Below are 22,028 nucleotides of genomic sequence, written 5' to 3'. Positions count from 1 at the left end.
AAACCTTCGCGGGGGCCCCGGCTTGGCGCTGGGCTTTTGGGCTCGGCTCATCCCTCGGTGGCAAAGCCACCGAGGGGCGCCGGGGGGCGGATGGCGGCTTCGCCGCTTTGAGGGTGAGAGGGCGATGGAGAAGAAGGTCTATTTCAAGGGCATCGCCCTGCCCTACCTGCTGCTGCTGCCGCAGATCGTCGTCACGGGCCTCTTCTTCTTCTGGCCGGCGGCGCAGGCCGTGCGGCAATCCTTCCTGCGGGAGGATGCCTTCGGGCTTTCCAGCCAATTCGTCGGCTTCGAGAATTTCGTGGATGTGCTGAGCGACCCGACCTGGCTGGATTCCGCCTTCCGCACGCTGATCTTCTCCGCCTCGGTCGCTGTGCTGGCATTGGGCGTCGCCTTGTTTCTGGCCGTCCAGGCGGACAAGCACATCCGGGGTGCGGATACCTACAAGACGCTGCTGATCTGGCCCTATGCGGTGGCCCCGGCCATCGCGGCCGTGCTCTGGCTCTTCATGTTCCACCCCAATATCGGCATTTTCGGGCGGATGCTGAACGCGCTCGGCGTGCCTTGGGACTACAAGCTGAATGGCAACCAGGCGATGCTGCTGATCATCTTCGCCGCCGCCTGGAAGCAGGTGAGCTACAACTTCATCTTCTTCCTGGCCGGGCTGCAGAGCATCCCGAAATCCGTGCTGGAGGCCGCCGCCATTGACGGCGCGCGCCCCATGCGGCGCTTCTGGACGGTGGTCTTTCCGCTGCTTTCGCCGACCGCCTTCTTCCTGCTGGTGGTGAACCTCGTCTACGCCTTCTTCGACACCTTCGGCATCATCCACTCGCTGACCCAGGGCGGGCCGGGCAAGGCGACGGAGACCCTGATCTACCGCGTCTACACGGATGGCGTGATGAACCTGAACTTCGGCTCGAGCGCCGCGCAGAGCGTGATCCTGATGATCCTGGTCATCGTCCTGACCATGGTGCAGTTCCGCTATGTCGAGCGGAAGGTGCACTACTGATGAGCGTCTCGGTCACCGAACTCGCCGACCGCACCCGCCGCCGCCAGCGGCGCGAGGCCTTCGTCACCCATGCCTGCCTCGTGCTCGGCGTGCTGATCTTCGCCTTCCCGATCTACCTGACCATCATCGGCTCCACCCATGACGTGAACACGATCGGCCGCGGCGACGTGCCGCTGGTGCCGGGTGGCGAGGCGGTGGCCAACTACACCCAGGCCTGGGGGGTTGGTGGCGGCCGCTTCATGGGCGTGCCGGCCGGCGTGATGCTGCTGAACAGCATCATCATGGCCATCTGCGTGGCGGTCGGGAAGATCGCGATCTCGCTCACCTCGGCCTATGCGGTGGTGTTCTTCCGCTTCCCGCTGCGCATGCTGTTCTTCTGGCTGATCTTCATCACGCTGATGCTGCCCGTCGAGGTCCGCATCATTCCCACCATCCAGGTGATGGTGGACCTCAACATGACCAATTCCTACCAGGGGCTGATCATCCCGCTGGTGGCGAGTGCCACGGCCACGCTGCTGTTCCGCCAGTTCTTCCTGACCATCCCGGATGAATATGTGGAGGCCGCGAAGATCGATGGCGCGGGGCCCATCCGCTTCTTCCTGGACGTGATCCTGCCGCTCAGCCGGACCAATATCGCGGCGCTCTTCGTCATCCTCTTCATCTATGGCTGGAACCAGTATCTCTGGCCGCTGCTCATCGTGAACGACCGCAGCATGGAGACGGTGGTGGTGGGCCTCACCAAGATGATCGGCAGCGGTGATTCCCAGAATGAATGGAACGTGATCATGGCGACCGCCGTGCTGGCCCTGCTGCCGCCCGTCGCCGTGGTCGTGCTCATGCAGCGATGGTTCGTGAAGGGCCTGACGGAGACGGAAAAGTAATGGCGACGCTGACCCTTCGCGATGTGAAGAAATCCTTCGGACCCACCGCCGTGCTGCACGGCGTGAACCTCGATGTGCGCGATGGCGAGATGATCGTGATCGTGGGCGCCTCGGGCTGCGGCAAATCCACCCTGCTGCGCATCGTGGCCGGCCTCGAGACCGCCACCTCGGGCGGCGTCATCATCGACGGCCAGGACGTGACACCGCTGGAGCCGGCCGACCGCGATGTGGCCATGGTGTTCCAGAACTACGCGCTCTATCCGCACATGTCGGTCTTCCAGAACATGGCCTATGGCCTGAAGATCCGCGGCATGGCGCGGGAGGAGATCATCCGCCGCGTGGATGAGGCGGCGAAGCTGCTGGGCATCGGCCAACTGCTGGAGCGCAAGCCGCGCCAGCTTTCCGGTGGGCAGCGGCAGCGCGTGGCGATGGGTCGCGCCATTGTGCGCAACCCCAAGCTCTTCCTCTTCGACGAGCCGCTCTCCAACCTCGATGCCAAGCTGCGCGTGCAGATGCGCGCCGAGATCCGGCAGCTCCAGCGGCGCCTCAACGTCACCAGCCTTTTCGTCACGCATGACCAGGTGGAAGCGATGACGCTGGGCGATCGCCTGGTGGTGATGCACGCCGGCCATGCCGCGCAGATCGCGACCCCCATGGAGATCTGGGCGCGCCCGGCCGACACCTATGTGGCGGGCTTCATCGGCAGCCCCTCGATGAACTTCCTCTCCGCCACGCTGATGGAGGGCGGCGCCGCCGCGCGGCTCGACACCAACGGGCTCGTCCTGCCCTTCGCCGATGGGCCGCGCGCGGGGGCTGCCGGGCGCAAGCTGACGCTCGGCATACGGCCGGAGCATCTGCAGATCGGTACGGGCGGCCTCGACATCCATGTCGAGCTGGTGGAGCCACTGGGGGGCGAGAGCGTGCTGCATGGCCGCCTGCCGGACGGCACGGCGCTGACGGCGCGCCTGCCGGGCGCGACCTATGCCGATGGGCCGATGGGCGTGATCCTGCCGCTGGAATCGCTGCACGTCTTTGACGGCGAAACCGGCAAGCGGCTCGACCCGCGGGATTGACCCGGGCGGCGGAAGCCCCAATCTCCCGCGCAACCAAACGGGAGACACGATCCATGCTGAACCGCCGCGCCCTGGCGCTATCCGCCCTCGCCACGCCCGCCCTCATCGCGGGCGCCCGCGCGCAGGTCGCGACCGACTGGCCCACCGCGCCGGTGCGCTTCATCGTGCCCTTCGCCGCCGGCGGGCCGACCGACATTCCGGCGCGCATGATCGCCGAGGAAATGTCGAAGACACTGCCCAACCGCATCGTCGTCGAGAACCGCACCGGCTCGGGCATCATCATCGGCACGGATCTGGTGGCGAAGGCGCCGAAGGACGGGCTGACGGTGCTCTACACCACGGTCGGCCACGCCGTGGTGCGCGCGCTCTTCGACCGCGTGCCCTTCGACCCCATCGCGGATTTCACGCCGGTCGCGCTCGTCGGCCAGATCCCGATGATCATGATGGTGAACAACAACTTCCCGGCGCGCACCCTGCCGGAGCTGATCGCCCTCGTCCGCGCCAATCCGGGCCGCTTCGACTATGCGAGCAGCGGCAATGGCGGCGCGGTGCACCTGGCGTCCGAGCTGTTCCTCCATATGGCAGGGGGGCCGCAGGGGCCGCTGCGGATGAACCACATCGCGTTCCGCGGCTCCTCGGCCGCGATGCCGGATGTGCTGGCCGGCCGCATCCCGATGATGCTGGACGTGGCGGCCGCCACCATCCCCTATATCCAGCGCGGCGAGCTGCGGCCGCTTGCCATCTCGACCAGGGAGCGCAGCCCGCTGGTGCCGCAGGTGCCGACCTTCATCGAGCAGGGTGTGGCGGGCTACGAGGCCTATACCTGGCACATGGTGCTGGTGCCCTCAGGCACGCCCGCGCCGGTGGTGCGTGCCATCAACGCCGCGGTGAACCGCGCCGTCGCGCTGGAGGCGATCCGCAACCGCCTGACGGAGATGACCATGCAGGTGGTGGCCGACAGCACGCCTGACAGCGCCGCCGCCTTCCTCCGCGCTGAGATCGGCAAGTGGGAGCCCATCATCCGCGCCGCCGGCATCAAGGTGGAGTGAGCGACATGGCCGCCTATCTCATCGCGAACATCACGGTGAAGGATCCCGCGCGCTTCGCGGAATACCGGGAGAAGGTCGCCCCCATGATCGCGGCCCATGGTGGCCGCTATCTGATCCGCGGCGGCGCGGTGACGGTCGTGGAGGGCGAGCCCGGCCTGGACCGCGTGGTGGTGCTGGAATACCCCGACATGGAGACGCTGAAGCGCTTCTATCACGGCGCGGAATATGCGCCGCTCATCGCGCTGCGCGCATCCTGCACGATCTCCAACGTCGCCCTGGTCGAAGGCTACGCGGGTTAGCGACCGGCGGGGCGCCGGAGGGATCTCACCCCGCCTTCGCCCCGTCCCTCTCGATCATCAGCTTGCGTGCCACCTCCGGAATCGGCGTGCTCACGCCGTTCTGCACGCAGACCAGCAACGCCTTGCATTCGAAGCAGAGGCCGTTCTTCCACATCGCGTATTCGTGCACGAAGCTCGTGTTGCGCAGGCTCGGCACGCGCAGTGTCAGCAGCACCTCATCCTCGAAACCCGTCGCGCGCACGTAGCGCGCCTCGAGCTTCGCGACGACCGGCCCCGGCTGGTCGGCCTGCAGCACCTGTCCGAGGGAGCGCCAGTGCTCCACGCGGAGATCCTCGAACATGACGAGATAGGCCGCGTGGTTCACATGGCCGTAGAGGTCGCATTCGGCCCAGCGGATGCGGTGCCGCACCGCGACGTTCCATTCGCCCTCGACGCCGAATTCCTCCAGCAGCGATCCATGCATGCGCGCTCTCCTCGTGACCTCCCCAAGCTGGACGAAAACCGCCCGGGCATCCACCCTTGCCCGAAGACAAGGGAGGGTGGGGATGCGGCGCAGGACGCTTCTGGCAGTGGGGGGCCTCGCCGTCCCTGGCATCGCGCATGCGGCCTGGCCGCAGGAACGCCCGATCGAGGTCATCATCCCCTTCCCGCCCGGCGGCGGCGTGGACCAGATGGGGCGCCTCGTCGCCCATCACCTGCCGCGCCACCTGCCCGGCGCGCGCATGGCGGTGATCAACCGGCCGGGAGCCGGCGGGCATATCGGCTTCGAGACCTTGTTCAACGCGGCGCCCGATGGCTACACCATCGGTGCCGCCACCAACACCGCCATGCACGCCATCGCCATCGAGCGGCGGCCGCGCTACCGGCCGGATGAGTTCACGCTGATCGCCAATGTGGTGGATGATCCGGGCGCCTTCTGGGTGACCGCGCGCAGTCCCTGGCGGACGCTGGAGGATTTGCGCATGGCGGCACGGGGGCGGCCCGGCGAGATCGGCGTCGGCACCGCCGGCATCGGTTCGGATGACCACATGCTGCTGCTGGCCTTCGAGGCGGCGGCGGGGGTGAACCTGCTGCATGTGCCCTATGCCGGCACCGCGCCCATCCAGCGCGACCTGCTGGTCGGCACGCTGGCCGTCGGCGCCTTCAACGGCAGCGAAGCGCTGAACCTGCTGCGCGATGGGCGCATCCGCGGCCTCGCGCAGGGCGGGCCGGAGCGCTGGGCGCCGCTCGGCCCCGTGCCGACCTTCCGCGAGGCGGGGTTCGACGTGCTGGGCGGCTCCTCACGGGGCATCGCGGCCCCGCCCGGCCTGCATCCGGAGATCACGCTGCAATACGAGCTCGCCTTCACGGCGATGCTGGCCGACCCCGACTTCCTCCGCGATGCGGCGCAGCAGGGCTTCCCGATGCGCCCGCTGGTGGGGCGCGCCTATCGGCAGATGATGGCGGCGGACTACGCCAACCTCCGCGCGCTGTGGCAGCGGCGGCCCTGGCGCGAGTAGCGCCCGCGAAACATTCCTTGCCTCGCCGAAGCCGGATGCCGCACCCTCCCGGCCAAAAGGGGAGGATGAGAATGATCCAGCGTCGTACCTGGCTCGCGGGGTCCGCCGTGAGCCTGGCCATTCCTGCCGTCACGCGTGCACAGCCTGCCTGGCCGAATGACCGGCCGGTGGAGATCATCGTTCCCTTCCCGGCAGGCGGCGGCGTGGATGTGATGACGCGCCTCGTCATGCCGCTGGTGGCGGCGCAGATCCCGGGCATGCGGCACATCGTCACCAACCGCAGCGGCGCCGCCGGGCAGATCGGGCTGGAGGCCACCTTCAACGCGGCACCCGATGGCTACACGCTGGGCGCCACCACGCTGCCCGCGCACAACGCCATCCCGATGGAGCGGCCGGCGCGCTTCCGCGCCATGGACTTCACCTTCCTCGCCAACATCGTCGAGGATGCGAACTGCTTCTACGTCCGCGCCGACAGCCCGCTGCGCTCGGTGGCCGACCTGATCGCGGCCGCCCGCGCGCGCCCCCGGCAGATGACCTATGCGACGACGGGCGTGGGCTCGGACGACCATCTCTTCATGCTGGCCTTCGAGCAGCTGGCCGATGTGCCGCCGCTGGTGCACGTGCCCTTCGCGGGTGCGGCCCCCCTCGTTCCGCAATTGCTGGGCGGCCATGTGGACCTGGCCGCCATCAATGTGGGCGATGCACTGCAGTTGAAGCGCGAGGGCAAGCTGCGCATTCTGGCCCAGGCCAGCGCGAGCCGGAGCCCCGAAGCTGCCGATGTGCCGACCTTCCGCGAAGTCGGGCTCGACATCCTGCATGGTGCGGCGCGTGGCATCGTGGGCCCGCCCGGCCTGCCGCCCGCCATCACCGAGCGCCTGACCCAGGCCTTTGCGGTGGCCCTGCGCGATCCGGAGTTCCTGCGCGAGGCGCAGCGCCAGTTCATGCCGCTCAACCCCATGATCGGCGCCGATTACCGCGCCATGGCGCAACGCACCGAGGACAATCTGCGCGCCCTCTGGCAGCGCCGGCCCTGGCGCGAGTGACCGCGCCTCACAGCGCGTCGTAAAGCTCCTTGAGGGAGAGCCGGCGCAGCGCGTTGCGGCAGAGCAGGTCAATCTCCTGCCGGTCGGTCAGCTTCGGATGGACACTGGCCCAGGCCGCGGCCAGGCGCCGCCAGAAGATGCCCATCTCGATCAGCCGGTCGCGATAGACGCCCTGCGCATGGGCGAGGCGCGCCGCATCGCCCAGCGTGCCCCCGGCCTCCAGCAGGGCGGCGGCATTGGCGCGAAGCTGCTCCGTCGCCTCACGCGGGCGGGAGATGATGGGCGCGATCTGGCGCAGCCCATGCGCCAGCAGGTCCCGCGACCATCCCGCATCATTGCTCATGGCGCGCGACGTGGCGGCCACCATGCGCTCCATGCCGGCATAATCGGGTCGCGTCGCCTCGGCGGCCAGCACCTCCGCATGGGCATTGGCCAGGCGCTGCAGGCCGCGGGCCAGGTTCGCGATGCGCTCCAGCCCGAAGCCGCTCTGGCGGATGCATTGCGCCGCCGCCGCCTCGAACATGCCCACACCGGGGGGTGTGCGGCGCAGCGCATCGAGGAAGGCGCCGCCCGCCTCTCCCGCGCCGCGCTGCAGGGCCGCGACCAGCGCAGTGGTGGCGGCATAGACATGGTGCTCCTCCGGCGGCGCAGGTGGCAGGCCGCGCAGGCTGGGCGGCACGGGATCCCCCGGCGCCACGGTCTCGACAAGGCAGAGGGCGGAGGGAACCAGGCGCAGCAGCCGGAAATCCCGGCTGCGCGGCGCCACATCCAGCGCGGAATGCGCGGTCTCGATGTCGAGCACGAGGCGCAGCTCGTCATAGCGGCGGACCAGGACGACCTCGCCCGACTCGCCGCGCTCGAAAGCCAGCTCCCGGTGGCGCAGCCAGGGGGCGGTGAAGTCGAAGGCATCGGGCGGCCAGACCTCGCCGGGGGCGAGACCGGGGAAGCGGACGGGGTCGAAGCTGAACGGATCGGGGCGCGGCACGCCCGGAGAATGGGGCGGGCGGGTTAAGCCTTCCTCACCCGCCCCGCCGGGGTTGCCCTCAGAAGCGCCGGTTCAGGGTCAGCATGGCGCCCTGCGAGACGAGCGGCGCGCTGGAGGAATTTCCGATCAGCGAACCCGTGGTGACAGTGCCGCCCGGGCCGCCGGCATTGGTGAAGCTGCTGAAATACTGGCCGGTCTGCCGCTGCGTGGTCGAGGCCGTGTAGGTCAGGTCCAGGAACCAGTCGCGGTCGATGAAATAGGTGACGCCGGCCATGAACATCGCGCCCCAGACCCAGCCGGCGCTCGAGAAGTTCTGCGGGGGGCCGGAGATCTCGCTGCGATTGCCGTTGATGTCGGCGAAGCCCACCAGACCGTTCATCTGCGTGCTGAGGCGGGTCAGCGTCGGCCCGCCACCCAGGTAGAGGAAGCCCCGCTGATGGGCATGGCCGATGAAGGGCGTCAGTGTGATCTGGTGCTCGGCCTTCTGCTCGAAGGAGCGGACGACGGCATTGCCGACGAAGGGCGTGCTCGCGCCCGTCCGCGCATCGGTGAAGGCGCCGGCCTGGGGCAGCAGCGCATTGGGCGTGCTGGCCGAGGTGCCGAGGTAGCTGTAGGAGGCCTTCACACCCCAGAGCCAGCGGCTCTCCGCGAAATTCTGGAAATAGCCGATCTGCGCCGCCGGGGCGAAGCCCGACTCGCTGCCGAGCGGAACGCGCGCGGGGCCCGCAGCCGATCCGCTCGAGACCCGCACACCGTTCTGGTAGACGTCCGAGAGGCCGAGCGCATAGACGTTCTGCGTCCCGAAGCGGGTGATGTTGAAGGCGCCGCCGGCGCCGATATAGAGGCCCTGGGTGGGAACGGCGAAGCCGCCGGCGGGTGCCTGGGCCGCGGCGCCCGAAGCGCCGGCGAGGCCCAGCATCGCCATCGCCGCCAAGGCCGAGGGCCGGTTTCGCAATGCACGTGACATGGTGAGGTCTCCTAGTTTCGCAAACGAGGCACCGGAGACGGTATGAAGTCAAATCCTTCCGATCTGATTACGATTTCTTGTGCTCTCGCAGGGATCGCCCTGCCACCACGCTGGCCGCGCCGAAGCGCTCGCGCAGCGCCTCCACGGCGCGCCATTTCGCCGCGCGCCGCGGTGCATTCGGGTCCGCGAGGTCGCCCTGGTCCGCCTCCTCCGCCGGGCAGAGCGGAGATGCGCCGAGGCCGAGCAGGCGGTAGCGCGTGCCATCCGCGGCCCGCGCGAGGAGCGGCCGCGCGGCGTCGAAGAGCGTTTCGGGAAGCAGGGTGGGGCCCGGCAGGCGGGCGCTGCGGGTCAGCGTCTCGAAGCCCGCGGTCTTCAGCTTGAGCACCACCCCGCCGGCCGAGAGCCCCTTCCCCGCGAGCCGCCCGGCCAACTTCTCGCTCATCCGCCACAGCACGGCCTCCAGGACGTCCCGCTCAGCGAGGTCCTCCTCGAAGGTGGTCTCGGCACTGACGGACTTGGTCTCGCGCTCCGGGTTCACCGGGCGGTCATCCTCGCCACGGGCGCGGGCGGCCAGCGCCGGGCCATCGGCGCCGAGGCGCGCGACGGCAGCCTTCGCGTCCAGCGCCGCAAGCTGGCCGAGGCGGGTGATGCCCGCCGCTTCCAGCCGCCGCGCCGCCGCGGGGCCGATGCCGGGCAGCAGCCCCACGCGCTGGGGGGCAAGCCAGCCGGCGGCCTCGGCCCCACCGATCACGGCGAAGCCGCGCGGCTTGTCCCGCCCCGCCGCAAGCTTGGCCATGAGCCGGTTGGCCGCGAGGCCGATGGAGATGGTCACGCCCACCTCCCGCTCCACTTCGCGCGCGAGGCGCGCAAGGGTGACGGCGGGCGGCGCCTTGTGCAGCGCCTCAGTGCCGGCCAGGTCCAGCACGGCCTCGTCAATCGAAAGCGGCTGCACCAGCGGCGTCAGCGCCTCCATCAGGGCACGGATGCGGGCGCCTTCGCGGGCGTATTTGGCCATGTCGGGCTTGAGGACCACCGCATCCGGGCAGGCGGCGAGCGCCTTGAACATGGGCATGGCGGAGCGGATGCCGTACCCGCGGGCGATGTAGCAGCAGGCGGCCACCACGCCGCGCCGCCCGCCGCCGACGAGGACGGGCTTGGTCGCGAGTTCCGGGCGGTCGCGCTTCTCGACGCTGGCATAGAAGGCGTCGCAATCCACATGCGCGATGGTGAGAGTGAACAGGTCGGGGTGGCGCAGCACGCGCCGCCCGCCGCAATGGCGGCAGGCCGCACCCGGCCCCGGGTCGGTGCTCAGGCAGTCGCGGCAGAGGGCCGGGTCGGGCATGGGCGGAGGATGCGGCCCAGGCCGCGGCGGTTCAACTGCCGATGGCGCGCCCCTCGCCATGGGTGATGACGATCACCGAGGGGCGCGGCGGCATCCCCTCCGCGAAATCAGGCCAGCGGGTGGAGGGCGCGTCGAAGCTGCTGCCGGCGTTCTGCCCCGGGTGCTGGATGGCGAGGAAGAGCGCGCTGTCATCCGGCAGGATCCAGGGGCCGCAGACTTCGGCGCCGGTGGGCGCCTGGTAGAACAGCCGGGTCAGCGCCCGGCCGCCGCCCACCGTATCCGCCGCCCAGACGCCATCCGCGATGCCGGCCGCGCCGCCGGAATCGGTCGCGATCCAGATGCGGCCCTTGCTGTCGAAGGCGCAATTGTCGGGGCTGGAGAGCCAGCCCTGGTCGCTGGTGGCGCGGTGGTATTCGGCGCCGGCGTCCATGCCGGGCTTGCCGGCGCGCAGGAAAAGGCCCCAGCGCATGGTCTCGGCCGCGTGGTCCGGGCGGTCTGGCACGCCGGGCGGGATGAGTTCCACCACATGGCCATGCGCGTTCTCCGCGCGCGGATTGGCCGGGTTCACCTGCGCGGCCGTGCGATTGGCGTTGTTGGTGAGCATGACATAGACGCGGCCATTGGCCGGATTGGCCTCGACATCCTCCGGCCGGTCCATGGGCGTGGCGCCCAGCAGATCGGCCGCGCGGCGGGCCTGGATGACGACGTCGCCCTGGTTGTGGAAGCCGTTCTCCGGCGTCAGCGGGCCGCTGCCCTGGATGAGGGGGAGCCAGCGCATGGTGCCATCGGCCTCGAAGCGCGCGACGGAGAGCGTGCCCTCGTCCAGCAGGTTCCGGTCGGGGTTGGCGGGGTTGTGCGGGCGGGCGGTGACGAAGCGATAGACATAGTCGAAGCGCTGATCGTCGCCCATGTAGATGACCATGCGGCCATCCGGCGCGAGGGCGTAGGCCGCCCCCTCATGCTTGAAGCGGCCCAGCGCCGTGCGCTTCACCGGCAGGCTCTCCGGATCATAAGGATCTATCTCAACGACCCATCCAAAACGATTGGATTCATTTGGTTCCTGCGTGCGATTGAAGCGTTGCACGAAGCGATGCCAGGCATAGGGCGGGGTGTCGGTCATGCCGAAGCGGCGCTGGGATTCGGCCTGAGTTGGATCATGGAGCGCGCCGCCGAAGGCGAAGTTGATGTTCTCCTCGCATGTGAGAATCGTCCCCCAAGGTGTTATACCGCCTGCACAATTGGCCAGCATCCCAAGGACATTGCGTCCCTCGGGGTCGGCGCTGGTCCGCATCCAGGGGTGCCCTGCGGCCGGGCCGCTGATCCGCATGGGGGTGGTCGCCGTGATGCGGCGGTTGAGCCGGCCGGGCGGGGCCAGCTTCCAGCCGCGGCCGTCGCGCATGATCTCCACGAGGCTTCCGCCATGGGCCATCAGTTCCACCTCGACCTGCTCGGCCGTCATGCGGGTTCGCGCCTGGGAGGGGGAGCCGAGGCCGGGGAACATCAGGTTGGTGTTGGTGTATTCGTGATTGGCCCAGAGCAGGGCGCGCTCGCCGATGGGCTCGCCAGGCCGCATGGGAAGAACGGCAATGAAGTCATTGTTATAGCCGAATTGACGGGCCTGGGCGGCGGCGGTCTGGCGGCGCGGATCGAAGGCGGGGGCGTCGGGCAGCACGGGATCGCCCCAGCGGATCAGCAGGCGGCTCTCATGGCCCTCGGCCACCGCATCGGTCTGGGCGAGCTGCTGACGCAGCTCCGGAAAGGTCAGCGTCGAGGGGCCGCCCCGCATCGGCACGGCCCCGGCCGGGCCCGCCAGCGCGGCGGCGAGGCCCCCCAGCAAGGCGCCGCGGCGCGAATAGCGCTCGGCGATCACCTCGCCAATGGTCGCGCGCGGCGCAGGATTGCTCGGGGTGTTCTCGGAATCGAAATCCATGGGGTCCGTCGGAATTGCCGCATGGATCATGCCGCATCACGCCGCCCCTGCGAATCAGCGCTGGATTACGAATCCCACAGCCGCGCGGCGCCCAGCACACCGGAGCTGTCCCCATGCCGGGCCGGCAGGATGCGCGTGCGGACCACGTCGGAAAACACGTGGCGCGGCAGCAGGCGGGGCAGATCTTCGTAGAGATGCGCCATGTTGGAGAGCCCACCCCCCAGGATGATCACCTCCGGGTCCACCAGGTTCACCACCGCGGCCAATGCCCGGGCCAGGCGATCCGTGTGGCGAGCGAGCGCCGCCCGGGCCGCTTCATCCCGGCGCGCGGGCAGGCCGGAGGCGTCGCGCGCGCCCGGGCCATCGGCATCGGCCGCCAGGGCAGGCCCGGAGAGGAAGGTCTCGATGCAGCCGCGCTTGCCGCACCAGCAGGCGGGGCCGGGAAACTCGGCCTCCGTCATCCAGGGGAGCGGATTATGCCCCCATTCGCCGCCGATCCGGTTGAAGCCCTCCACCAGCCGTCCACCGATCACGAGGCCGCCACCCACGCCGGTGCCGAGGATGACGGCGAAGACGCTCGACGCCCCTGCCCCCGCGCCATCCGCCGCCTCGGACAGTGCCAGGCAATTCGCATCATTGGAGAGCCGCACCGGCCGGCCCAAGGCGGCGGCGAGGTCCACATCGAGGCGCCCGCCATTGAGCCAGATGGAATTGGCGCCGCGCACCAGCCCCGTGGCGGGAGAGAGGCTTCCCGGGATGCCCACGCCGACCGTACCGCGCGCGCCCAGTTCGGCCTCGGCGCCCTGGACCAACGCCGCGATGTTCTGGATCACGCCGGCATAGTCAGGCGGCGTGGGCTGGCGGCGGCGCAGCAGCACTTCGCCGGACACCCCCAGGGCCACCACCTCGGTCTTGGTCCCGCCCAGATCTATCCCGATGCGCATCGGGCCACGCTGCGGCGCGCGAGGCTTGCGGGCAAGCCCCCGCCGGTGCTGGATTGGCAGGATGGGAGACACAACGACACTCGACGTCCGGGGCATGACCTGCCCCCTGCCCGTGCTCAAGGCCAACAAGGCGCTGCGTTCCATGCCCGCCGGCGCCACGCTGGCCGTTCTGGCGACCGACCCCGCGGCCGTGAAGGATTTCCACGCCTATGCCCAGGAGACGGGGCATGAGCTGCTCGCCTGGGCCGAGGAGGGCGAGGGCTTCCGCTTCGTCCTGCGCCGGAGGGCCGAGCCGTGAGCGTCCTGCTCCTCACCCATCGCGACTGCCTGGCCCATGAGATGGGCGAAGGCCATCCGGAATGCCCCGACCGGCTGCGCGCCGTGCTGCAGGCGCTGGACCGCGAGGAATTCGCCGAGCTCATCCGCGACCAGCCGGAGGAGGCGACGGAGGAACAGCTCTGCCGTGCCCATCCGGCCGATTATGTGGCGGCCATCCTGGGCGTGCGCCCCGCCCCCGGCGATTATGTGGCGCTCGATCCCGACACGGTGATGTGCCACGGCAGCGCGCGGGCCGCGTTGCTGGCGGCCGGTGCGGCGGTGCGCGCGGTGGACGAGGTCTGCACGGGCCAGGTGCGGCGCGCTTTCTGCGCCACCCGCCCGCCCGGCCACCATGCCGAGCATCGCCGCCCCATGGGGTTCTGCTTCTTCGCCAATGCGGTGATCGCGGCGCGCCACGCCCAGGCGGCGCACGGCCTCTCGCGCATCGCCATCTGCGATTTCGACGTGCATCACGGCAATGGCAGCCAGGATTGCACGGAGAACGACCCGAGCATCCTTTTCGCCTCCAGCCACCAAATGCCGCTTTATCCGGGCACGGGGGCGGCCAGCGAAACGGGCGTGGGCAACATCCACAACGCTCCGCTTCCCCCCGGCGCCTCGGGCGTCGAGTTCCGACAAGCGTGGTCGGAAAAGCTGTTGCCGGCGATCGAGAATTACGCTCCCGAACTGATCGTGATCTCCGCGGGATTCGACGCGCATGCGCGTGACCCGCTCGCGCAGCTGCGCCTGAGCGAAGCCGATTTCGCTTGGCTGACCAGTGAGTTATGCGCCATCGCCGAGCGGCGCTGCGGCGGCCGGGTGGTCAGCCTGCTGGAAGGCGGCTATGACCTTCAGGCGCTCGCGCAGTCTGCCGCGGCCCATGTGCGGGCTTTGTTGCAAAGCTGACAGAACGTCTTGGTTGTGTTGCCCGCTGAATTTCGGTTTGCTGCGTCTTGCCGGGGTCATCAGGCTGCAAACATCCGAAGCCGGAGTGCAGTTTGGTTTAGGGAGCGTTCGATGTCTGCGCATCACGCATCGCATCCGCCCGAGCTGGCGGATTCCGATGTCTCGGAACTTTCCTTCGAAGAGGCCTTGAGCCAGCTCGAGGGAATCGTGAAGTCGCTCGAGGGCGGGCGGAGTACCCTCGCCCAGGCGATTTCTGAATATGAGCGGGGCACCGCATTGCGTCGCCATTGCGAGGCGAAGCTCGCCGAGGCCGAGGCCAAGGTTCAGGCCGTGGTCGAGGGGAGCATGGGCCTCACCCTGAGGGATGTGGAATAGGATCAAGCGTTCGAATGACCATGGTGATCGGTGGCGCTTCCGCCGCCTCTCTCGCGGCTGCCCTGACCGAAGCCGCCCAGGATATCGATGAGGCCCTGGACCAGCTCCTCCCCGTCGTGGAGGGGGATGAGGCCCGGCTTTTCGAGGCGATGCGCTATTCCACCATCGGTGGCGGCAAGCGCATGCGCGGCTTCCTGGTGCTGGAGGGGGCGAAGCAGTTCGGCGTCTCGCGCAGCGCGGCGCTTCGCGTCGCCTCCGCGATCGAGATGATGCACGCCTACAGCCTCATCCACGACGACCTGCCGGCCATGGACGACGACGATCTGCGGCGCGGCAAGCCGACCAACCACAAGGCCTTCGACGAGGCGACCGCCATCCTCGCTGGCGATTCCCTGCAATGCCACGCCTTCACCGTCCTGGCCGACGAGGCGACCCACCCGGACCCCGCCGTGCGGATCGAACTGGTCCGCATGCTGGCCCGCGCATCCGGGCCGCGCGGCATGTGCGGCGGCCAGATGCTGGACATCATGGCCGAGCAGGCGAGCGCACCGCTGGATGAGCCTGCCATCGGGCGTCTGCAGCTGCTCAAGACCGGCAAGCTGATCGAGTTCTCGGCGGAAGCCGGCGCCGTCCTCGGCAAGGCCGCCGCTGCACAGCGCCATGCGCTGGCCGCCTATGGGCGAGACCTGGGGGCTGCCTTCCAGATCGCTGATGACCTGCTGGACGCGACCGCTTCGGCCGAGGACATGGGCAAGGCGACAGCCAAGGACGCCGCTGCAGGCAAAGCGACCCTCGTCGGCCTGCTCGGCATCGAGCGCGCGCGCATGCAGGCCGAGCGCCTGGTGGCGCAGGCGCGGGACCATATCGAAATCTTCGGGGAGCGCGCCGATCTGCTGCGCGCCCTGGCCGACTACGTGATCGAGCGGAGAAGTTAAATGCAAGACCGCCCCGCAACCCCTTTGCTGGACCGTGTCCGCGTCCCCGCCGACATGCGCAACTTTTCCTCGGACCAGCTGCGGCAACTGGCCGATGAACTGCGCGCGGAGACGATCAGCACCGTCTCCGTCACGGGCGGGCATCTCGGCTCCTCGCTCGGCGTGGTGGAACTCACCGTCGCGATCCATGCCGTCTTCGAGACGCCGCATGACCGGCTGATCTGGGATGTCGGCCACCAGTGCTATCCGCACAAGATCCTGACCGGCCGGCGGGACCGCATCCGCACGCTGCGCCAGGGCGGCGGCCTCTCGGGCTTCACCAAGCGCAGCGAGAGCGAATACGACCCCTTCGGCGCCGCGCATTCGAGCACCAGCATCTCGGCCGGCCTCGGCATGGCGGTCGCCAGCGAATTGCAGAAGGAGCCGCGCAACGTCATCGCCGTGATCGGCGACGGCTCGATGTCCGCCGGCATGGCCTATGAGGCGATGAACAATGCGGGGGCCGAGAAGGCGAACCTGATTGTCATCCTGAACGACAACGACATGTCCATCGCGCCGCCCGTGGGCGCGATGTCGGCCTATCTGAGCCGCACCATCTCGTCGCGCCCCTTCCTCTCGGTGCGCGATTTCGCGGCCAAGATCGCGAAGAACTTCCCGGGGCCCATCGAGCGGGTCGCCAAGCGCGCCGATGAATATGCCCGCGGTCTGCTGACGGGCGGCACGCTCTTCGAGGAGATGGGCTTCTACTATGTGGGCCCGATCGACGGCCACAACATGGACCACCTGCTGCCCGTGCTGCGCAACCTGCGCGACACGGACCACAAGGGCCCCTTCCTCGTTCATGCCGTGACGCAAAAGGGCAAGGGCTATGCCCCGGCCGAGACGAGCGGCGACAAATATCACGGCGTGCAGAAGTTCAACGTCGTCACCGGCGAGCAGCAGAAGGCCCCGCCCGGCCCGCCGGTCTATCAGAAGGTCTTCGCGCAATCGCTGATCGCGGAAGCCGAGCATGACGAGCGCATCGTGGCCGTGAACGCCGCCATGCCGTCCGGCACCAGCCTCGACATGTTCGCCAAGCGCTTCCCCGATCGCTGCTTCGATGTGGGCATCGCCGAGCAGCATGCCGTCACCTTCGCGGCCGGCATGGCGACCGAGGGGATGAAGCCCTTCTGCGCCATCTACTCGACCTTCCTGCAGCGCGGCTATGACCAGGTGGTGCATGACGTGGCCCTCCAGGGCCTGCCCGTGCGCTTCGCCATGGACCGCGCGGGGCTCGTCGGCGCCGATGGCGCGACCCATGCGGGCAGCTTCGACATCGCCTATCTCGGCTGCCTTCCCGGCATGGTGCTGATGGCGCCGAGCTGCGAAGTGGAGCTCGCGCACATGATCGCGACCATGGCGCAGATCGATGACGCACCGTCGGGCGTGCGCTATCCGCGTGGCGAGGGCTTCGCGCTGGAGCCGCTGCCCGCGCGTGGCAGCCTGCTGCCCATCGGCAAGGGCCGTGTCGTGCGGGAGGGCAGCAAGATCGCCATCCTCAGCTATGGCGCGCGCCTGCAGGAATGCCTGAAGGCGGCGGATGAGCTGGCGAGCTTCGGCCTCTCCACCACCGTCGCCGATGCACGCTTCGCGAAGCCGCTCGATACGGAGCTGGTCGAGCAGCTGGCGCGGAACCACGAGGTGCTGATCACCATCGAGGAAGGCAGCGTGAACGGCTTTGGCGGCCTCGTCATGCATCATCTGGCGCTGCGCGGGCTGCTCGATCACGGGCTGAAGTTCCGCCCGATGACGCTCCCGGACATCTGGATCGATCACGACAACCCGAAGAAGCAATACGACCTGGCCGGGCTGAACGCGCCGCACATCACCGCGATGGCGCTGGCCGCACTCGGCAAGGAAGCGCTGATGGAGCCGGCGCGGGCCTGATCCGCGCATGGCTTCCAAGCAGCGGGCCGACCTCGCGCTGGTCGAGCGCGGGCTCGCGGAATCGCGGACGCGCGCGCAGGCGCTGATCATGGCGGGCCTCGTCTATTCGGGCGAGGTGCGGATCAACAAGCCGGGCGACATCATCGCCGAAGGCCGGCCGCTGGAGCTGCGCGGGCAGGATCACCCCTGGGTCTCGCGCGGCGGCGTGAAGCTCGCCCATGGGCTTTCGCATTTCCGGCTCTCGCCCGAGGGGAAGACCTGCCTGGATCTGGGCGCCTCCACGGGCGGCTTCACGGATGTGCTGCTGCATCATGGCGCCGCGCATGTGTATGCGGTGGATGTCGGCCATGGGCAGCTCGCCTGGAAACTGCGCAACGACCCGCGCGTGACGGTGATGGAGCGGGTGAACGCGCGCCACCTGGAAGCGGGGCAAGTCCCTCCTCTCGACGTGCTGGTCTGCGATGCGAGCTTCATCGGCCTGCGCGTGGTGCTGCCCGCCTCGCTCGCCCTGTGCCGGCCCGGCGCCTGGGCCATCGCGCTGATCAAGCCGCAATTCGAGGTGGGGCCCGCCATCGCCAAGGGCGGCGTGGTGCGGGATGCGAATGTGCATCGCCGCGTCTGCCACGAGATCAGCGCCTGGTGGGCCGAGCAGCCCGGCTGGCGCGTGCTGGGCGTGGAGGCGAGCCCCATCCTCGGCCCCGAGGGGAACCGGGAATTCCTGATCGGGGCCGTGCGCGAGGGTTAAGCCCTACGCAGGCTCCACCGCGCGGCCATTCACGCGGATTTCCTCGGCCGGGTTCTCCACCGTCACATGGGTGTCGTACCAGGTGAGGCGCGGACGCACGCCAAAGCGTTCGGTGAGCTGGGCGATGCGCTCCTCGGTGAACCAGGCCTCGGCATCGGCGCGGCTTTCCCAGAAATAGACGCCGCCGGTCCCGGCATCGCCGTTCAGATAGTTCTTGCGGATCAGCCCCTTGCGGGCGAGCTCGCGATAGATCGGCGCGGTGGCGACGGCGCCGCGGATGGCCTGCTCCTCGCTCCGCTTGGGCAGGTCGAACTGCACGATGACGATGCATTGGCTCATGGCCATTTCCTTCCCTGAACCCGGCGGCGCAGGATGCGGCGCGCATGCGCGCCGCCGCAAGGAAAAAGCCTCAGGCGGGGTCCAGCCCATGGGCAGCGAGGCGCTCGGGCGTCATCGCCGCCGCCATGCGGTCCAACAGGGCCTGCGCGCCGGACTGCGCCGCGCTGAAGCGGGCGGTGGAAAAGACGGCGTAGGTGTTGGCGCCCTCGGGCAGCTTGCCCACCATTTCGATCCCCGGGACGGCCATGAGCTCGCTCACCTGCTGGATGGCGAGCAGCGCCTCGCCGCGCGCCGCGACCTCGGCCGTGAAGCCCTGCGGGATGACGATGGCCTTGGCGTTGACCTCTTCCGCGATGCCCAGGCGCTCGATCAGCTCCGCGAAGAAGATGCCGCTGGCCCCCGCGCGCGAATAGACGAGGCTGGGCGTGGCGAGCAGCGTGGCGCGCAGCGCCTCCACGGTCGAGATGTCGGGGTGCGGCGTGCCGGGGGCCACCGCCATGCCGATCGCCGAGCGCGCGAGATCGCGCCGCGTGCCCGCTGCCAGCACGCCCTTTGCCGTCAATTCCTCAATGCCCGCCTCGGTGAGGATGGCGATGTCGCCCGTCAGACCCTCGGCGATCTGCTGCATCAGGCGGGCGGTCGGGTTGAAGACCACCTCCGCGCCCTGCCCAGGCAGCCACTCCTTCAGCAGGCCCGCGACGGCGAGGGTGGAAAGAATGTGAAAGGGCTGGCTCATGGCCCGCACTCTACCCACACCGTGAAACTCCTCTACCCTCCCGGCGCACCATCCCTGGAGGAATCGCCCATGTCCGCGCTCAGCTTCGACCACATCCACCTGCGCTGCCCGAGCCCGGAGGCCACCGCCCTCTGGTTCGAGGAGATGCTGGGGGCCGAGGTGATCCGCTCCATGCAGCAGGGCCAGCCGCGCGTGGACCTGAAGCTGGGCGGGATCAACATCTTCCTGCTGCCCGAGGGCAAGGACGCGGCCCCTGCCCCCTCCGCCCCCTATCTCGGCATTGACCATTTCGGCTTCTCGGTGACCGGGCTCGATGCCTATGTCGCCAAGCTGAAGGCCAAGGGCGTGGTCTTCACCATGGAACCCAACGAGCCGCGCCCTGGCATCCGCATCTGCTTCATCCGCGGCCCCGAGAACATCTCGATCGAGATCCTGGAACGCTTCCCGGTCTAAGCCGGGCGGCGTAGAAGCCCGCCATGCTCGATCTCTCCGGACGCCGCATCATCTGCCTCGGCGATGTGATGCTGGACCGCTTCCTCTATGGCGACGCGAACCGGCTCTCGCCCGAGGCGCCGGTCCCTGTCGTGCGCCTCAAGCGCACGCAGTCCATGGCGGGGGGCGCGGGCAATGTCGCGCGCAACATCCAGGCGCTGGGCGGCGAGGCGGCGCTGATCGCGCTGACGGGCGAGGATGCGGAAGGCGCCGAGATCGCGGCCCTGCTGGGCGAGGCCGGGCATCTGCTGCGCAGCGCCGCGCGCCGCACCACGGTGAAGCTGCGCGTCATCGCCGCCCGCCAGCAGGTGGTGCGGGTGGATGAGGAAGAGCGGCGCGATGCCGACGCCGCTGAGGAGGCGGCCGTCACGGCCCGGCTCGCTGCGCTGCTGCCGGGGGCACAGGCGCTGATCCTCTCGGACTATGGCAAGGGCGTGCTGACGCCGGCCGTGCTGCAGGCGGCCATCGCCGCCGCGCGGGCGCAGGGCATTCCGGTGCTGGCTGACCCCAAGGGGCGCGACTTCACGCGCTATGCCGGCGCCACCTGCCTCACCCCCAATGCGAGCGAGCTGGCCGAGGCCACGGGCATGCCGGTCGGCTCCGATGCGGAATGCGAAGCCGCGGCCCGGGCGGTGCTGGCCGCCGTGCCGGTGGAGGCGGTGCTCGCCACCCGCAGCGAGAAGGGCATGATGCTGGTGCGCCGCGATGCGCGCGCCGTCGCCGTGCCCGCCATGGCGCGGGAGGTCTTCGACGTCTCGGGCGCCGGGGATACGGTGATCGCCACGCTCGCGCTTGGCGTGGCGGCCGGCCTCGGGCTCGAGGGGGCGATGCGCGCGGCCAATGCGGCCGCCGGCGTCGTCGTCGCCAAGCTCGGCACCGCCACCTGCTCGGCGGCTGAACTCGACCACGCCATGCGCGAGCTGGACGGAGCGACGGGCGAGATCCTCACCTGGCCCGCGGCGCAGCGCCTGGTGCAGTCCTGGCATGAGCAGGGGCTGCGCGTGGGCTTCGCCAATGGCTGCTTCGACATCCTGCATGCCGGCCACACCCGCATGCTGCGCGCCGCCCGCGCCGAGTGTGACCGGCTGGTGGTGGCGCTGAATGACGACGCCTCGGTCACGCGGCTGAAGGGCGCCCCACGCCCGGTGAACCCGCTGGAGGATCGCGCGGCGGTGATCGCGGCCCTGGCCAGCGTGGATGCCGTGATCGCCTTCCCTGAGGACACGCCGCTGGAGGCCATCCTGGCGCTCAGGCCCGACCGGCTGTTCAAGGGCAGCGACTACACGATCGAGCAGGTGGTGGGCGCGCCCGAGGTCGCCTCCTGGGGCGGCCGCACCGTGCTGCTCGACCTGCTGCCGGGCCGCTCGACGACGCGCATCCTGGAGCGCGGCCGATGAAGCGCTGGCTGCTGGCGCTGCTGCTGCTCGCGCCGGCGGCGCAAGCGCAGCCGATGAGCCCCTGGGCACAGGTCAGCACGCCCTCGCCCGGGCCGGCCAAGGTGATCGGCGGGACCACGCTGGGCTGCCTCGCGGGCGCCGTGCAGTTGCCCTCCGAGGGGCCGGGCTATCAGGCGGTGCGCATCTCGCGCAACCGGCATTGGGGCCACCCGGACCTGATCCGCTTCACGCGGGATCTGGCGGCGCGCACGCGGGCGGCGGGCATGCCCGACCTCTGGATCGGCGATCTCGCCCAGCCGCGCGGCGGGCCCATGCCCAACATGCACGCCAGCCACCAGACGGGCCTCGATGTGGACATCTGGCTGGACCTCACGCCCAAGCCCGCCATGAGCCGCGCGGCGCGGGAGGATATCGACGTGCCGAGCCTGGTGCTGCCGGACCAGACGGGGGTGAACGCGCGCTTCACGCCGCAGCATGCGCGGCTGATCCGCATGGCGGCCGAAAGCCCGGGTGTGCACCTCGTGCTGGTGAACCACGGCATCAAGCGCAGCCTGTGCGAGATGCATCGCGGCGAGGGATGGCTGCACCGCGTGCGGCCCTGGCGCGGGCATGACAGTCACATGCATATCCGCATCCGCTGCCCCGCGGGCTCGCCCGAATGCCGGGAGGCGAACCCCATCCCGGCCGGGGATGGCTGCGATGCGAGCCTCGAGTGGTGGCTTTCCGAGGAAGCGCGCCGCCCCCCGCCGCGGCCCCGCCCCCCCGGCCCGCCCCCTGCCCTGCCGGCGGCCTGTTCGGCCGTGTTGCGCGCACCCTGATCGCCCCGCCGTGACTTGCCGGC

General features: G+C 69.7%; 24 protein-coding genes. 16 read left to right on the top strand and 8 right to left on the bottom strand.

The genetic code is table 11. The features are described 5' to 3' along the window. Positions 1-124: 124 nt before the first annotated feature. From ugpA to KTR66_RS15560, 5 genes are read left to right on the top strand one after another with little or no spacing between them, the layout of a single operon-like run. On the top strand, positions 125-1,006 hold the full coding sequence (gene ugpA, locus KTR66_RS15580) for a sn-glycerol-3-phosphate ABC transporter permease UgpA (RefSeq protein WP_213614013.1): 882 nt from the start codon (positions 125-127) through the stop codon (positions 1,004-1,006). Further along, entirely contained in the window at positions 1,006-1,887 is an 882-nt protein-coding gene (gene ugpE / locus KTR66_RS15575; protein ID WP_213614011.1) for a sn-glycerol-3-phosphate ABC transporter permease UgpE, read from the top strand. The genes ugpA and ugpE overlap by 1 nt, the downstream gene beginning before the upstream one ends. After that, complete coding sequence (gene ugpC, locus KTR66_RS15570) at positions 1,887-2,960, top strand: sn-glycerol-3-phosphate ABC transporter ATP-binding protein UgpC (protein ID WP_213614009.1); 1,074 nt, start codon at positions 1,887-1,889, stop codon at positions 2,958-2,960. The genes ugpE and ugpC overlap by 1 nt, the downstream gene beginning before the upstream one ends. Before the next feature lie 53 nt (positions 2,961-3,013). Next, on the top strand, positions 3,014-4,009 hold the full coding sequence (locus tag KTR66_RS15565) for a tripartite tricarboxylate transporter substrate binding protein (protein WP_213614007.1): 996 nt from the start codon (positions 3,014-3,016) through the stop codon (positions 4,007-4,009). Between the two features lie 5 nt (positions 4,010-4,014). Further along, complete coding sequence (locus tag KTR66_RS15560; protein ID WP_213614005.1) at positions 4,015-4,308, top strand: DUF1330 domain-containing protein; 294 nt, start codon at positions 4,015-4,017, stop codon at positions 4,306-4,308. A gap of 25 nt (positions 4,309-4,333) precedes the next feature. Here the strand turns inward: KTR66_RS15560 and KTR66_RS15555 are convergent, their stop codons facing one another. Further along, positions 4,334-4,771 (bottom strand): thioesterase family protein, encoded by a 438-nt coding sequence (locus KTR66_RS15555; RefSeq protein ID WP_213614004.1) that lies wholly within the window; start codon positions 4,769-4,771, stop codon positions 4,334-4,336. 82 nt (positions 4,772-4,853) lie between these two features. Here KTR66_RS15555 and KTR66_RS15550 point away from each other — a divergent pair, with 82 nt between their 5' ends. Together KTR66_RS15550 and KTR66_RS15545 are read left to right on the top strand one after the other, a co-directional pair. Continuing rightward, entirely contained in the window at positions 4,854-5,807 is a 954-nt protein-coding gene (locus tag KTR66_RS15550) for a tripartite tricarboxylate transporter substrate binding protein (protein WP_249732169.1), read from the top strand. Positions 5,808-5,878: 71 nt separating this feature from the next. Then, positions 5,879-6,850: a tripartite tricarboxylate transporter substrate binding protein gene (locus tag KTR66_RS15545; RefSeq protein ID WP_213614000.1), complete on the top strand. Its 972-nt coding sequence runs from the start codon at positions 5,879-5,881 to the stop codon at positions 6,848-6,850. Positions 6,851-6,857: 7 nt separating this feature from the next. Here the strand turns inward: KTR66_RS15545 and KTR66_RS15540 are convergent, their stop codons facing one another. The 5 genes from KTR66_RS15540 to KTR66_RS15520 form a co-directional block, all read right to left on the bottom strand. Further along, positions 6,858-7,835, bottom strand: a complete 978-nt coding sequence (locus tag KTR66_RS15540; protein WP_213613998.1) for a hypothetical protein — start codon at positions 7,833-7,835, stop codon at positions 6,858-6,860. 58 nt (positions 7,836-7,893) lie between these two features. Then, positions 7,894-8,802, bottom strand: a complete 909-nt coding sequence (locus KTR66_RS15535) for an outer membrane protein (protein WP_213613997.1) — start codon at positions 8,800-8,802, stop codon at positions 7,894-7,896. A 67-nt stretch (positions 8,803-8,869) separates the two neighbouring features. Continuing rightward, a complete protein-coding gene (locus tag KTR66_RS15530) occupies positions 8,870-10,144 on the bottom strand; it encodes a DNA polymerase IV (protein WP_213613995.1) in 1,275 nt (424 codons plus the stop codon). A gap of 31 nt (positions 10,145-10,175) precedes the next feature. Further along, entirely contained in the window at positions 10,176-12,104 is a 1,929-nt protein-coding gene (locus tag KTR66_RS15525; protein WP_249732168.1) for a PhoX family phosphatase, read from the bottom strand. A gap of 35 nt (positions 12,105-12,139) precedes the next feature. Beyond that, the gene (locus tag KTR66_RS15520; protein WP_213613993.1) at positions 12,140-13,018 is read right to left on the bottom strand and encodes an ROK family protein; all 879 of its coding nucleotides are present in this window, start codon (positions 13,016-13,018) and stop codon (positions 12,140-12,142) included. A gap of 61 nt (positions 13,019-13,079) precedes the next feature. Here KTR66_RS15520 and KTR66_RS15515 point away from each other — a divergent pair, with 61 nt between their 5' ends. The 6 genes from KTR66_RS15515 to KTR66_RS15490 all read left to right on the top strand — a co-directional run bounded on the left by KTR66_RS15515 (position 13,080) and on the right by KTR66_RS15490 (position 18,223). Continuing rightward, positions 13,080-13,316: a sulfurtransferase TusA family protein gene (locus KTR66_RS15515; protein ID WP_213613992.1), complete on the top strand. Its 237-nt coding sequence runs from the start codon at positions 13,080-13,082 to the stop codon at positions 13,314-13,316. After that, positions 13,313-14,242, top strand: coding sequence for a histone deacetylase family protein (locus KTR66_RS15510; protein WP_213613990.1), 930 nt, complete (start codon positions 13,313-13,315; stop codon positions 14,240-14,242). The genes KTR66_RS15515 and KTR66_RS15510 overlap by 4 nt, the downstream gene beginning before the upstream one ends. Positions 14,243-14,353: 111 nt before the next feature. After that, positions 14,354-14,617, top strand: a complete 264-nt coding sequence (locus KTR66_RS15505; protein WP_213613988.1) for an exodeoxyribonuclease VII small subunit — start codon at positions 14,354-14,356, stop codon at positions 14,615-14,617. 14 nt (positions 14,618-14,631) lie between these two features. After that, positions 14,632-15,552, top strand: a complete 921-nt coding sequence (locus KTR66_RS15500) for a polyprenyl synthetase family protein (RefSeq protein WP_249732167.1) — start codon at positions 14,632-14,634, stop codon at positions 15,550-15,552. Beyond that, positions 15,553-17,478 carry a 1-deoxy-D-xylulose-5-phosphate synthase gene (gene dxs, locus KTR66_RS15495; protein WP_213613986.1) on the top strand — a complete coding sequence of 642 codons (1,926 nt, stop codon included), beginning with the start codon at positions 15,553-15,555 and terminating at the stop codon, positions 17,476-17,478. It begins immediately after the preceding gene. A gap of 7 nt (positions 17,479-17,485) precedes the next feature. Next, positions 17,486-18,223, top strand: a complete 738-nt coding sequence (locus KTR66_RS15490; protein ID WP_213613984.1) for a TlyA family RNA methyltransferase — start codon at positions 17,486-17,488, stop codon at positions 18,221-18,223. Positions 18,224-18,226: 3 nt separating this feature from the next. Here KTR66_RS15490 and KTR66_RS15485 read toward each other — a convergent pair whose 3' ends face one another. Continuing rightward, the gene (locus tag KTR66_RS15485; RefSeq protein WP_213613982.1) at positions 18,227-18,562 is read right to left on the bottom strand and encodes a hypothetical protein; all 336 of its coding nucleotides are present in this window, start codon (positions 18,560-18,562) and stop codon (positions 18,227-18,229) included. Between the two features lie 70 nt (positions 18,563-18,632). Beyond that, positions 18,633-19,298, bottom strand: a complete 666-nt coding sequence (locus KTR66_RS15480; RefSeq protein WP_213613980.1) for a substrate-binding domain-containing protein — start codon at positions 19,296-19,298, stop codon at positions 18,633-18,635. 69 nt (positions 19,299-19,367) lie between these two features. On the opposite strand from KTR66_RS15480, the gene KTR66_RS15475 reads away from it, so the two are divergent. Genes KTR66_RS15475 through mepA form a run of 3 tightly spaced genes read left to right on the top strand, consistent with a single transcriptional unit; the run spans position 19,368 to position 22,005 of the window. After that, the gene (locus KTR66_RS15475; protein WP_213613978.1) at positions 19,368-19,751 is read left to right on the top strand and encodes a VOC family protein; all 384 of its coding nucleotides are present in this window, start codon (positions 19,368-19,370) and stop codon (positions 19,749-19,751) included. Positions 19,752-19,774: 23 nt separating this feature from the next. Beyond that, positions 19,775-21,187 carry a D-glycero-beta-D-manno-heptose-7-phosphate kinase gene (gene rfaE1, locus KTR66_RS15470; RefSeq protein WP_213613976.1) on the top strand — a complete coding sequence of 471 codons (1,413 nt, stop codon included), beginning with the start codon at positions 19,775-19,777 and terminating at the stop codon, positions 21,185-21,187. After that, a complete protein-coding gene (gene mepA, locus KTR66_RS15465; protein WP_213613975.1) occupies positions 21,184-22,005 on the top strand; it encodes a penicillin-insensitive murein endopeptidase in 822 nt (273 codons plus the stop codon). The genes rfaE1 and mepA overlap by 4 nt, the downstream gene beginning before the upstream one ends. Positions 22,006-22,028: the final 23 nt, after the last annotated feature.

This window comes from Roseococcus sp. SDR, assembly GCF_019083995.1.
In the GTDB taxonomy this organism is placed as follows: Bacteria; Pseudomonadota; Alphaproteobacteria; order Acetobacterales; family Acetobacteraceae; genus Roseococcus.
Note: the sequence above shows the minus strand (reverse complement) of the source record. Positions and strands in the feature narration are given on the sequence as shown.

Excerpts from the sequence above, each read along its gene's own strand:
- KTR66_RS15500 (WP_249732167.1), top strand. The coding sequence starts at position 14,632 with ATGACCATGGTGATCGGTGGCGCTTCCGCCGCCTCTCTCGCGGCTGCC.
- KTR66_RS15535 (WP_213613997.1), bottom strand. The coding sequence starts at position 8,802 with ATGTCACGTGCATTGCGAAACCGGCCCTCGGCCTTGGCGGCGATGGCG.
- dxs (WP_213613986.1), top strand. The coding sequence starts at position 15,553 with ATGCAAGACCGCCCCGCAACCCCTTTGCTGGACCGTGTCCGCGTCCCC.
- KTR66_RS15530 (WP_213613995.1), bottom strand. The coding sequence starts at position 10,144 with ATGCCCGACCCGGCCCTCTGCCGCGACTGCCTGAGCACCGACCCGGGG.
- KTR66_RS15485 (WP_213613982.1), bottom strand. The coding sequence starts at position 18,562 with ATGAGCCAATGCATCGTCATCGTGCAGTTCGACCTGCCCAAGCGGAGC.
- KTR66_RS15560 (WP_213614005.1), top strand. The coding sequence starts at position 4,015 with ATGGCCGCCTATCTCATCGCGAACATCACGGTGAAGGATCCCGCGCGC.
- KTR66_RS15525 (WP_249732168.1), bottom strand. The coding sequence starts at position 12,104 with ATGATCCATGCGGCAATTCCGACGGACCCCATGGATTTCGATTCCGAG.
- KTR66_RS15490 (WP_213613984.1), top strand. The coding sequence starts at position 17,486 with ATGGCTTCCAAGCAGCGGGCCGACCTCGCGCTGGTCGAGCGCGGGCTC.
- KTR66_RS15505 (WP_213613988.1), top strand. The coding sequence starts at position 14,354 with ATGTCTGCGCATCACGCATCGCATCCGCCCGAGCTGGCGGATTCCGAT.
- ugpE (WP_213614011.1), top strand. The coding sequence starts at position 1,006 with ATGAGCGTCTCGGTCACCGAACTCGCCGACCGCACCCGCCGCCGCCAG.
- KTR66_RS15550 (WP_249732169.1), top strand. The coding sequence starts at position 4,854 with ATGCGGCGCAGGACGCTTCTGGCAGTGGGGGGCCTCGCCGTCCCTGGC.
- ugpA (WP_213614013.1), top strand. The coding sequence starts at position 125 with ATGGAGAAGAAGGTCTATTTCAAGGGCATCGCCCTGCCCTACCTGCTG.
- KTR66_RS15480 (WP_213613980.1), bottom strand. The coding sequence starts at position 19,298 with ATGAGCCAGCCCTTTCACATTCTTTCCACCCTCGCCGTCGCGGGCCTG.
- rfaE1 (WP_213613976.1), top strand. The coding sequence starts at position 19,775 with ATGCTCGATCTCTCCGGACGCCGCATCATCTGCCTCGGCGATGTGATG.
- KTR66_RS15555 (WP_213614004.1), bottom strand. The coding sequence starts at position 4,771 with ATGCATGGATCGCTGCTGGAGGAATTCGGCGTCGAGGGCGAATGGAAC.
- mepA (WP_213613975.1), top strand. The coding sequence starts at position 21,184 with ATGAAGCGCTGGCTGCTGGCGCTGCTGCTGCTCGCGCCGGCGGCGCAA.
- KTR66_RS15520 (WP_213613993.1), bottom strand. The coding sequence starts at position 13,018 with ATGCGCATCGGGATAGATCTGGGCGGGACCAAGACCGAGGTGGTGGCC.
- KTR66_RS15565 (WP_213614007.1), top strand. The coding sequence starts at position 3,014 with ATGCTGAACCGCCGCGCCCTGGCGCTATCCGCCCTCGCCACGCCCGCC.
- ugpC (WP_213614009.1), top strand. The coding sequence starts at position 1,887 with ATGGCGACGCTGACCCTTCGCGATGTGAAGAAATCCTTCGGACCCACC.
- KTR66_RS15515 (WP_213613992.1), top strand. The coding sequence starts at position 13,080 with ATGGGAGACACAACGACACTCGACGTCCGGGGCATGACCTGCCCCCTG.
- KTR66_RS15545 (WP_213614000.1), top strand. The coding sequence starts at position 5,879 with ATGATCCAGCGTCGTACCTGGCTCGCGGGGTCCGCCGTGAGCCTGGCC.
- KTR66_RS15475 (WP_213613978.1), top strand. The coding sequence starts at position 19,368 with ATGTCCGCGCTCAGCTTCGACCACATCCACCTGCGCTGCCCGAGCCCG.